The 11869-nt window shown below is 38.9% G+C and carries 4 protein-coding genes; all 4 read right to left on the bottom strand.

Annotated features, from left to right (window positions below):
* Positions 1-132 precede the first annotated feature (132 nt).
* Genes ACIQAA_RS23370 through ACIQAA_RS23355 form a run of 4 tightly spaced genes read right to left on the bottom strand, consistent with a single transcriptional unit; the run spans position 133 to position 11765 of the window.
* Complete coding sequence (locus tag ACIQAA_RS23370) at positions 133-3966, bottom strand: hypothetical protein (RefSeq protein WP_402624333.1); 3834 nt, start codon at positions 3964-3966, stop codon at positions 133-135.
* Entirely contained in the window at positions 3963-6131 is a 2169-nt protein-coding gene (locus ACIQAA_RS23365) for a hypothetical protein (protein WP_402624330.1), read from the bottom strand. The genes ACIQAA_RS23370 and ACIQAA_RS23365 overlap by 4 nt, the downstream gene beginning before the upstream one ends.
* A gap of 25 nt (positions 6132-6156) precedes the next feature.
* Entirely contained in the window at positions 6157-9516 is a 3360-nt protein-coding gene (locus ACIQAA_RS23360) for a tubulin-like doman-containing protein (RefSeq protein ID WP_402624327.1), read from the bottom strand.
* A 26-nt stretch (positions 9517-9542) separates the two neighbouring features.
* Positions 9543-11765, bottom strand: coding sequence for a vWA domain-containing protein (locus tag ACIQAA_RS23355; protein ID WP_402624325.1), 2223 nt, complete (start codon positions 11763-11765; stop codon positions 9543-9545).
* Positions 11766-11869: the final 104 nt, after the last annotated feature.

The following is an 11869-nucleotide window of genomic DNA, read 5'->3' as shown; positions in this document are numbered from 1 at the left end:
CATGAAATGAGGTCATTAGAACAATATTTCATATTGGAACCTTCGAACTTAAGGCAGCCTTACCAAAATATTTTTTTGCCAATAAAAAAATAGCTTAGTGTAAAGTCTTTTACACTAAGCTATTTCACACGTTCACATCCCGACCTCATCAGGTACATACAAGTCAAATGGAGTGGCGTTGTATGGGAGGATCGATAATTTCTCTTCTATGAGCCGGTAACCCCGGCCATATGGGTCTTGCCGGTTTTCGAGTTGTTCTTTCAGCATGCTGGCGTATGGAACTTCTCCCATTTGGGTCATCATGTGTACTTCTACCCAAGAGGCAAATCCCTCAAGTTCATCGATTTGCAGCTGATCCACTTGTAAATTCTCAAATTGCCAAATATGCGTTAGTTCATGGGCTAAGGTGGAAAGTGTATGATTTCGTGGTGACCCGTTTTCAACTAAAACCGTGAGTTTGCCATCACCATCCACACTTGCCTTACCGGTTAAACGAGAATTTCCTGCTTCTGGTATAAAAGGCAACCCGTTCATCTTGTGAATGTCTGCTGCACTTAACACAGATAATGCTATATCTTCAGGTAAGTTTACTAAATATACATTTTTAAAAAATTGACGAACTTCTCTATAAAGCGGCTCAACTCCTAGCACATGGTCGATAGCCGATTCATTACAAGTAAAGCACCTTTGTCTGCCATCATTGAGTTGATGGATTTGTGCCGCAGAAACGGTATTACCACAGAACACACATTGCGTTTCACTTGTGCTGATTTTTATGATATCTTCATCTCCCACATGTCCAAGATAGTCTGTTCGAACCTCCCTTAGTTTTTTCCTCGTTAACAACTTTTCTAAAACAGCTAACGTTTCCCATAAGGCAAGTTCCGCAGGATACTGGTCGTAACCAAAATAGAGATAGTCACTATTCCCATTACTTTCATTTAACAACCAAAATAAATAGTCATTTAAAATATCAAAGATTTTTTCCCAATTATGATGAATGGATTCTACTATCCCCAGGTGGACAGGAGAATCTTCAATCATGTAAAGCGTGATCTTCCCTTCTTCCTCAGGGTCATCCTCTACTTGAAAGGAAGGAATAATCAATTGTAAATTTTCCGACTGGGAATCTCTCTGGTCAAAGAATGATTCATCCAAACGGGCACATGCCTTTACAAAATGGTGGGTATCCGGGAATAAGGATAGAAACAACTCATTGAGTAAAAGCGCTAGAGTGAATTCAATTTTAGCGGCATGTTCAAATTTCCCCTCTTTGGAACAAATCTCAAAGCATAAAAGATGTCCGTTCTCATAATGCCTTTTTATCTGTTCTTCTTGATGATAAGAATGAACCTTCATCGATTTCAAATTCAGCATTTGACTGAATTCTGCATAGCCGCTTGTATTAATCCTCACATCGGCCTGCTTTGCTCCAATAGAGACGTCAAATTGTTCAAATGAAATAGTTTTCTTTTTAAAATTGCGTTCTTCTGACAATCTGCTTATTCTATATTCCGTGATAGGACGGTAATATTTCTGCTCAAATATGTGTTCAAAGGTGACCTCCACTATTCCATGCTCGACATCGACTTTATCAATTTTATATAGCTCTCCATTAAAGGAATGGTATTGGCCAGGCAGGTATTGTTGATAAAGGTGTCCTTCAAAAATCTCAGCAAGACACTTGTCGTTATGCGTAATCTGAATGAAACCGAACCCTTTAGGTAAAATCTTTTCCTGAGCTGTATAAGGCATCTTATATCGAGTTTTCTTCACAAAATCCTTTTTGAATCGGTCAAAGGTTACGTATTCCTCTGATTCAATACTGTATCGGTATGCTAATTTAGGACCAAAAGCGTTCGAGAACAATTCGTGAACACCCTCGACAACCGAGCGGTAAGAGCTAATTTTCGCTCTTCTTAAATAGCTCTCTACTTCCTCTTCCATGATATAAAAATGACATAACCGCTCTACTAGAGTATAAGCAATGCTCCAAAGTGATTGGGATAAACGTGGAGCTATAGGTGCAATGGTTCGATTGGTACTCATATAGAAATCCAGCTGATCTGCTAAGTAATCTCGAAGTAAGTAAGGAGGGCTGACGATGTGGACGAAGGAAGCTGCTTTGCCGGTTCCTTTCCACAAATTTAAATGCCTCACTATATTGTGTTGATCATCTCGAATGAGAAGAAGTGTGAAATCATCGATCGGAATCGTACGGTTACTGCCCTGTACCTGAATCATTTTTGCCATTTGATCCAATGTTTCTAAATCAAAACCAAGGTCAAATAACGCCTTCTTCATATCCATGATTTCTTGAATACTTTCATTAACATTGGTGTTTTGTTGGTTGATGAAGTGTATAGGTTCAATATTTGCCTTTAATGCAGGCAAGGATAAGACTACTTCCGCTTCTAATTGACGATGCGAAATTTTTGGCAGGATCTTTTGCTGAAACCATTTTTCACCTTCTTTTTTCCAAACCATATAATAAAAATTTTGACTGGTGCTGGACGGTGCAGCGATATCTCTAGGCTCACATTGCAGGAGTGAACGGACGGTATGTTCTATTCCTTCATACCACTCTGTTAAAATGATATATTGTGGTTTCTTTCCGATTAGCTCTCTAACATTTAGGTTAAACGCATGAATGATCGTGGAATAGGTTGGAATCAGCTTTTCTGCCTGGAACAACAATATTCCTTCCAAAAACTTTGTGTTTTCTAACTGACGCAAGTAGTGCAAAAATCGTTTCTCCTTCACCGTATCTGGCGAAACAACTAATACATCAGAATTAATGTTTTGTTCGAGTGCATCTAAATAGGTACTCACCTTCCATAACTGGTCCACCCCTGACACTTCTCTAATTCCCTTAGATACCCATTCTACCGCTTCTGCTGCCGCACCTTGGCTGTGGGCAATGATCAACATCTTCTTATTTTTGGCTAGTAAATGATACAAAGCTGGAAAGAAATAGGAAGAGAAATCATTGTAATTGACATCCTCTATCATCACATCATGTTCTTGAATGATTTCAGACATCATCGTTGTATAGCTTTCATCGATGATGATATTCTTTTTCTTAAATTCTTCGCAAATAGAATGAATAATCAACTGATGTTCTGGATCTGGCGAGATATTCTCATAGGCAAAATGATTTTTTCGAAGATGAAAATGCTCACTCTCCCTTACAATCCCTGCAGCAAGCAATCGTTCTTCCCATAATTCCTTGTATTGTTCAAACAATTCCTCATAGTCTGCGAGTCTTCTAGATACGGCATCATTACCAGCAATAACACCTTCACTATAAGGAAACTGTGTACCATTTAAAAACCAAGCAATTTCCATTAAAAGAACAAAGGAGATAACAGGATAAGTAGGCAAGTACGTAATAATCGAAAGTTCGTATACATTGGCAATAATAAGAAGCACGAGAAGTAGCAGCGGGAATATAGCTGCTAAATTGAAAAAGGCAGAAAGATAGGTCCACTCCTTTTTTAAATAGATTTTTCCCCGGCTTTTAAAATATACGAGCGAAACGGCGCCCTGCTCAGATAGCTTCGTTTTCGATCTGTCCACGAGTTCTTTCGGATAAAGAATAGAAGCACTCTTTTTTACTACTTTCACTAAGGGTTTCAATATTCGCTTATTTTCAAGAGTCTTATACGGCAAACTTCCGGCGATTTTCCAACACCATTTTACACTCAATACCGAGAACAAAATCGTTACATTTATCAACAGCTGGACTTTCGGCAATAGAGAAGGCATTTTTTCCTTAAGAAACTCTTGGTATATACCCGTAAGCCATTCATCCAGAAGCAGCCAGGATAAACAAATAAATAATGCCACTAGCGGAAAGACAAGTTGTTTATAGCGCTGCTCCTGGGAAAAGTTGGCGGTATAGAGAAGAGAGAAACTGATACCTAAGACGACAAAACTTCCCAATAATTCAAGGTATACGTTCATAGTTTATACACCTTATCTTCTTGGATTCGAATTTGGTCAAGTTCATGAAAATAGGTTGATTGATATTGTTCGATGGCACTGCCGAGATACACTTCAATCCCATGTCCGTTTACGCCCTGTACCCCTTGCTGTTGAAACGGAGAATAAATAGGATTCTCGATGATACTCTTTTCAAATTTAATTCCTGGTACTCTAATTTCGTGCTTAGCAGCAAACGGTTCTTTATTCATCTGGAGGATATGGAGCAATCGATTCGTCATCTGAACGAATTCTTCTAATTTAATAAGGTGGTAGCGGTAAAGAAGATTCTGTATTTTCTTTTCTTCTCCGAGCAGTGATAATTTTTCGAAATATTTACGTAACGAAAAAAGCTTGAATAAATGGTTTAAATAGTCATTATATTTGTGCTGGGCATCGACTTGCATTTGATAAATATTCTCGGTATACTCATAGGTTTTTTCTTGAAACTTCCATATGTGATAATAGGATTTTCGTTTGGTAAAAAAATACCCGCAATACGTAACAAGAAGCGTGACAACAGAACCAATACCAAAATAATAGGCTGGTACCTCAGCAGAGTCATTTGACCCCAGCATATGCAGGAAAGGAATGATTAGAATCATAAAAATCAGGATACTCATCATCAGGAACTGCCGCTGATTCGGCAGTAACTGCAGGAGAAAATGCATTTGGTTTTTCGCTTGGGTCACAAAACCTTTCCATTTAGAAAGAGCTTCGGATATTCCAGGAGCTGAATCAATGACATCTCTTTGCACCACCCCGATTTTTTGAAGGATGTCCTTTCTATAGTCATTAATCTCAATCAATTCTTCCTCTTCCAGAAAATCATTTCTTCTTTTTAACACATTCAATTTTTTTATCGCTTCTCTTGATTTTTTTAGCAGTTCATTTTCGCGGTCAATGAGAATGGTTTCAGCTTTATAAAGCTGATCCTGCCATTGATCATAGAATTGATAGGTAATTTTTGAACGATTCGACAGTGGGTGATTGATATCTCTTCTTTTTTCAATACTTGCTGCCGTATAAGGGGAAAAATCATCGTCACGGAATCGATTGGTATGATACTGGTTTTGCAGCAATAATTGATCCTCTAATTGCCTTTTCGCCTTTAACAAACTTATAAAATAATGATTGAGTAATGTTTCCAGCCTCTCTTTTTCTAATGAAATCTGTATCACACTTGTACTTCCCTTATCCAGACGTTCAATTAGTTTCGGATGGTGGCTGATCGTAAGAAGAAAATAGGTGAGTTCCAAGAAACCTTTCATTCTTTCCCGATGAGAACTTTGAATAATTTCGTGACGAATGAGGCGAATATCGCCGATTTCACTTTGGATGCCCACATGAAACTTCAAACTGCTTGAAAGCTCTCTTGAAGGAGTAAAATACGTTAAAGAAGGGGTTAATGGCAGCGTGCGTATTTGTTTAATCTTTTTCTCAAAATCTTCCATGACGATATCAAGCTGATCCTTGGTCATCCATTCATCATTACTCATTTTCTCTCGGCGTAACAACAAAAGATCTTTCTTTTTGTCGATCTTTTTAGCCAGGCAGGTGGTGACCCGCTCACATTTCAGCTCTAAGGCCTCCATGAATTCTGCACCGGGCTGGTCTAAGATAATATCTTGAAGTTGAATGGGTTCCCCCCATTCTTCATCGAGTTGATTAATTTCCTCCTCGCAGAAGGCATTGCCCACTATCGGCCACTCCGTGCTTTTCAGCAGATAGCCATAATGGTCAAGTTCCCAATAACGTTTTAACCCTTCCTCTATTGGCGCATAATTAGAAGTTCTCTGGATCATATCGACTAAATGTAAAATGCTTTGAGATGGATAGAATCCTTTGTCCTTTAAAGGGTCAAGCAAGTCTGTTCTTATTTCCGAAAGATGCGTTGTGAGTCGTAACCTTCTATTAAGCTCATCATCTAAGTTCAATAGAATAATCAACTGCCAATCCTTAATTCGATGACGGTCGAGATGTTCAATCATTCGATCCACTACCGATAAAAAAAGAGGATTAGAGGCCGGGGCCTCCTCCTCCCAGTAAAACGTTAATTCGTTACTATTCTGCAGCTTATAAAAGAATGGCTCCACTAAATGCCAGTCCTCATATTTTTTGCCAAAATGTATAACAATTGAGTGCATCAATGATCACTCCTTTTTAAAAAAGCTATACTAAAACTCGTTCTTGATTTAGTGCGTTCAGTTTATTATTAATATCATTTAACCACTTGTGGTACTCTTCTGAATCCTGTGGTGTTCTTTGTCTGATTTCGGATTCCTTCCAAAGCTGGTAAATCAAATGGGCAGCACCCCGTTTGGCAGACTCCGTTCTCTTTACCTTTTTGAAGTATTCACAGATCTCGGTTAACAGACATTGTCGTAAACGGTCGGCTCTCTCTGTTAAGGAAGGATTGGAAATAAACTCTTGGTCATAAGCCAGCACCAAATCTAAGATATTACGAATTCCATCTTTTCTTACTCTCGAAATTTCTATCGCTCCACTAATAAAATCATGTTCATCGATATTTCGGTTATTTCTGATTTGAGTTTCCTGTGTTTCTTGGAATCTTTCTAGTATTTCATCGTAGATAACAGGATTATGAGGTAAGGCTTCATGAAGTGAAAAGGTATCTTCTTCTACCTTTTCCCCAAATTTCAATAATAATTTTGTGCCTTGATTTCCACTATATTGATAGACTCTCTTCCCGTCAGAATTGACTAACTGAAGCCAGCCATAGATCACCCCGAGTAATAAAGCACGGTCCGTACGGTTCGTTTCAAGCTCAGCGCGTTCTGGATTTAAGTCTGGCATATACGCAGGCAGATGCCAATTTCGGTCCAAATGCGGTGTAATGGTTCGATTTTCATCCTCATTTAGCTTACTCACTAAACGATGATAGGCCTCATAATAAACACCTGGGGGTTTCCCGTTTTTCCCTGCGGAAAATTTCGTAAAATCACTGACAGATAATCCATAATGGGCACGGTAACAAACGATTTCATTCCGTTTAAAGGCATCATCGACAATTTGTTTTTCGTTAAATAATTCATTTTGCAGCTGCTCCGAGAGCAGGTTAAAACTTTCCGTATGGAGACCCCAATATTTCAAACTTCGATAATCATTTGTAATCGGAACATAAGGCTGTGCCAATTCTTCTATCGCCTTCATTCTTTTATAAAGATAATCATCTGGGTCCAGCCCTAATCGGCCAGCCTCTATTTTAATTGCTTGCGTAATCGTTAAATCTAAATGATCATGGTGCTTACTCGCCAACTCTTTTCGGCAAAAGTTTAAAACATTGTCTCTAAAAAATACTTCCACCTTTGTTTCTTTATAAAATTCCTCAGACCCTCGATTGTTTTTCCGTTCGATAAAACGGTTATAGAGACTCTGATAAATTTTCTGAGAGATATTGTCTGGCAGGAAACCATGATCAACCGATCGGCGAATTCGTTCCCACGTTAGCTCCAGCATTCCCTTGTTTGCTAGAACATATCTTTTCGTCGGATCACTGACGCCATCAAACCTCCTTGCTAATTGATTAATTTCCATCAATAACGTTTCTCTGGTTTCAATTAAATGATCAAAAAATCTTTGCCAGTCCTCGATCATTTCCTTGATCGATTGATTGAGTGCTGAGTAGACTAATTCTAACAACATGGAGTATTTATAGCGATTAAGGGTGCTCAGTTGATGTGTGGCCTTTTCTGTATACTCATCAATAAAATCTTTAAATTGATTTCGAAAAACACTGGAAATGAAACCTTGTTTTAACGCTTTATCCACCCGGCGAACCGCATCATCCACATCACCATCATTACGATCTAAATCATAAATGTCTTGATAGCGTTCCATCTGTTCTTTAAATCTGCGATTCTCCTCTTTTAATTGGGCTATTTTCTTTATAAGTTTATTGTGAATACTGTAGAGAAGATAGCGCACCCCAACAGGATGTATAGGTGAATCTTTTTTCAGAATCCAGGTATTTAACTGGTACCTGCTGCCATTCCCGCCATCCTGAGAATGATAATCCGAGTCAATAATCTGGTAGGCAATGAAATGACTATATTCATTAATTTTTTTGTTAATTTCTTTGGCATAGTCTTCTAGGGCGGATTCCATTCGATTAATTTCTTGTTTTGCCCGGTCTTTTATTTTCAGTTTTCCTCCATCAAGCACACAATGGTCTTCATAATCCTCTTTTAATTCGACATCATCTCTCAGCACTTTTTTTGCATATTCCTCTACCTCGGCCAAGAAAATATCGGCTTTTGAAGCGCCTTTTTTACCTTTATCCTCGATTTCATGAACTTGGAAATCAAGCTGACGGAAAAACGGGTTCGGTTTTTCTTGGTCATTCACAATCTGCTCAAAGTATTTAACATAAAGTTCTCTTATCTTTGGTTTTTCATTATGAATCCCATTTCTTAAGTCATCATCATGCCGCTTCTTTTCATCATTAAATAACTTATCCAGCCGCAGCCAAGAGTCATCTAATCCACTAATAGACCAGTTTAGCGCACAATATTCAACAATCTCTTCGTATGGATACGTTAACGAAGCAACACCAGCACCACAGTACCGTGCTTGGCCGTTAGATTCGACCAAACTTCTGATTTGGTTATCTTCCTGTGAAAAACTTCTTGCTGAAATCGGGCTAAAGAGCTGGAGATAAACAGATCGGGCAACCTGGTCCATATACTCCGAGACATTGGTTAAATGCTGCCCTTTTGTGTTTTCATAATCAAAAAGAAAGCAAAAATCGTAGGGAAGATGTTTATCTGTAATCGCATGTGCCGTTCTGCCCTCTAAATCTATTTGATTCGGCCGGTACTCTAGTTCTATTGTTACATTCTGTTTATGATTACCCGAGGCGCTCAGCGTAATGGCGTTCAGTTCTTTTAAACTTGCGTATCCATTACCTTGGACCGCTTCCCACTCTGTTTGGTCAACTGTATTACTTCTCACTAAAATATCCGGAAGTAAAAATACACCTCGAATGAGTACACTTTCCGAGTTCAACTTACGTTCCAGCATTTCCCGCAGATAGAGAGCGATTTGAAGAAAAATCCCTGATCCTGTACCGCCCACTAAGGAACTAATAATAATCACTCGGACATTATACGATTGGGTATGGCTGTCGACAGGGAAAATTCGTTCAATCCCATCCCACATGGCATTTAATTTCCCTTGTGACATCGATGAACGAAAAGCAAGTCTTGATACCGCCCGAACTTGACCGGCTCCATCAGTCATCGTCTTCCGTTTGATCTGGGGATTATTTGGAAACCATTTTAGTACTTCTTTATTCGCCTGAAGGTATTCATTTACCGAATGGCTTGTGCTTGTTTGTGTAGCGCTGTTTCTTAGGTGCTCTAATTTAGAAATGCTATTGGCATCCGTATCAAACGCATGGATCGCGACCCTTCCCCGCTGCTCAGGGGGAACGCGTCCATATACCATATTGGCAATATTACTCCCTATTCCGCCTAGACCGATTAATATCGTTGGAACATTAAAACTCATCTTGGTTACCACCTCTTAAAGTACTTTTAATGGGATTTAATTATATAAACTGAATGGTAGTTACTCCTCTCAATTTGAATCTCATCGTTATGATAGATTGGTATATCTGCTTTTTTACTTCTTCCCTCAAGCTTTTCATGTCTCACAATAAGGTTTGGGTCCTGTGATTCTTTCACAAGTAATACACGGTCCTTTTTTCGATCTGCTTTAAATGTTAAATCACCAATGGTCTTTTTTTCCGCTAAATAAGGGACAAGCCATCTTTTAACCCAATTGGTGTGAAAGTTTTCTGTCATCCCGCGCGCGTCGCGGAGCCTACTTCGCTTCCTGCTTTGCTTGTATTCTATCGAAATACGATTTTTGTCAAACCTTGGTTTTATGATAATTCCAACGATATACACAAGCAGAGCCAGCCAAAGTAATGCTTTTACAGCGTCCTTGCCATATTTCTTAAGTAGTGAGATATCTTCAATCGTGAGTGTAAACGTCTCTTCAGCGATTTCATTAGGATACTGACCGGGAAGTGTAACATGAAGGGGCACGTCACCTGTCGATGTTCGGAAGATCGGCGATAAACTCTTAGGATAGATGTGAATTTGATTCCCTTTTTGTTCTTTTTCAATTTTTATATTGCTGGGAGTTTCAATTTTGAGCTGCTTGAAGACCTTTTTAAGCTCTTCTGAACTCATTTCGTCTCCATTCACCATGGGAGTAATCACAAAGGGAGCTGCTTCGTTTAACTCATCTAATGGCGTCCTCCACGTATCAGTATTGGCCACAAGGCTCAACTTTCGAGCGGGGTTAACTTGAAGGCTTGATTCCTTTACTTTTTGATAGAATCCTTTAATATTAACTTTTACGTTTACAGGAATTTCTTGCTTTTGTGGTAATGTGAAATCCCCAATGAATTTATTAACCTTAGCATCATAGTTAAGGGGGAACTTCACTCCACCAATATCTGCTTCTACTTCAAACAAACTTTTCACATCAATATCGCGTAAATCGATTTCTTTATCATTACTCTCACTTTTCAACAGAGTCGCTTCAAGCCTCATCTTACTGCCTGCAAAGAAAACCGCAGGATCATTAGTCAGTTTCCCGCCGCCATTGTGTTTTTTAAAATCAACTCTAAAATCAATCGCCGGTTCCGCTAAAATTTGGATGGATTTTTGTTGTTCGTCGGATAGCGGCTTATCAAAGACAATCTTGTATGTGCCTCTTTCGATCACTCCGTCACCATTCACGTTTTTAAAATGCGTGAATGTTCCTTGAATCGGTGGTTGTAAGTTTGCCGGGTCATTGGGGGTAATAACTTTGTATGGACCCTCCATTCCTTGTTCGATACGCTGGTTGTTCATATAAAATTCTTTGAACAAGGCATTCTCTTCAGCCGACTGTTCAATGAGAGTAATTCTTCTTAACGGGAAAGGAGATTCTAAGACTAATTGATTTCCGTTCCAAACTGGATGTAAGTCAAACTTCTCCTGTTCACTCGGGTCGCGGTTCGTCATAAGCGCTGCAACCTCATTTATGCGTTGGATGATATCCTGCTCACCATTGCTCACTAATACATTCCCTGCAGAACTTTCTGTCCATTGACGTTTAAAATCAGCCATAATATCTAATTCTTCCGTACTCAAATAGGACTCAATGGGAATCAAGGTGCTTTGAAAACTAGCACCGTTTTGATCCATTTTCTCCTTTAGTTCTCTCAAACTAGTGAAAAGGGCATTCTTGTTTTCTTCAATTTGCGCTGTTGTAAGCTTTTGTTCAAGATGGTTAAGTTCATTAAAAATTCCATCCGTTAGAACAATTAACCAGAATTCCGAGTTTTTATTACTATCGGCAGCTTTTTTCAATTCATTGATCGCTGTATGTACTGACTCTAGCGGTGTACTTTTTTTCCCCGTCCATGCTTGAATTTGATCAATTTCGTGCTGACGGATTCTTTCATCTAATTCAATCGGCTCCGGTACGGTTGGTGTGCTCATAGAAACGACCCTTAACTGGTCCTGTTTTTCTAAAAGCGCAACAAAGCTTTGAAGAGCGTAATTTGCATACTTCCAATTATCGATAGGAATATTGCCAGACTGTTCCCACATACTCCCAGAATCATCATATACAAGTGCAACTATTTTATTTTTAGGAATACTTGAATCACTTTTTGCTTCCGTCGCTGAAGCTAAAATGCAAAAGGAAACAATAAACAGAACTTGCATGATAACAAGATGTTTATACTTAGCTATCATTCTTTGAACTCCTTTCACGAACGAGCGAGCACGGTAAAATAACACGTTTTGAATAATTACTCCTATCCTATTCAAAACATTTATAACGCATGACCCAATTGTAA

The organism is Neobacillus sp. NPDC093182, assembly GCF_044754045.1.
The sequence above is the reverse complement of the archived record's forward strand: the minus strand, read 5'-3'. Positions and strand labels throughout refer to the sequence as shown.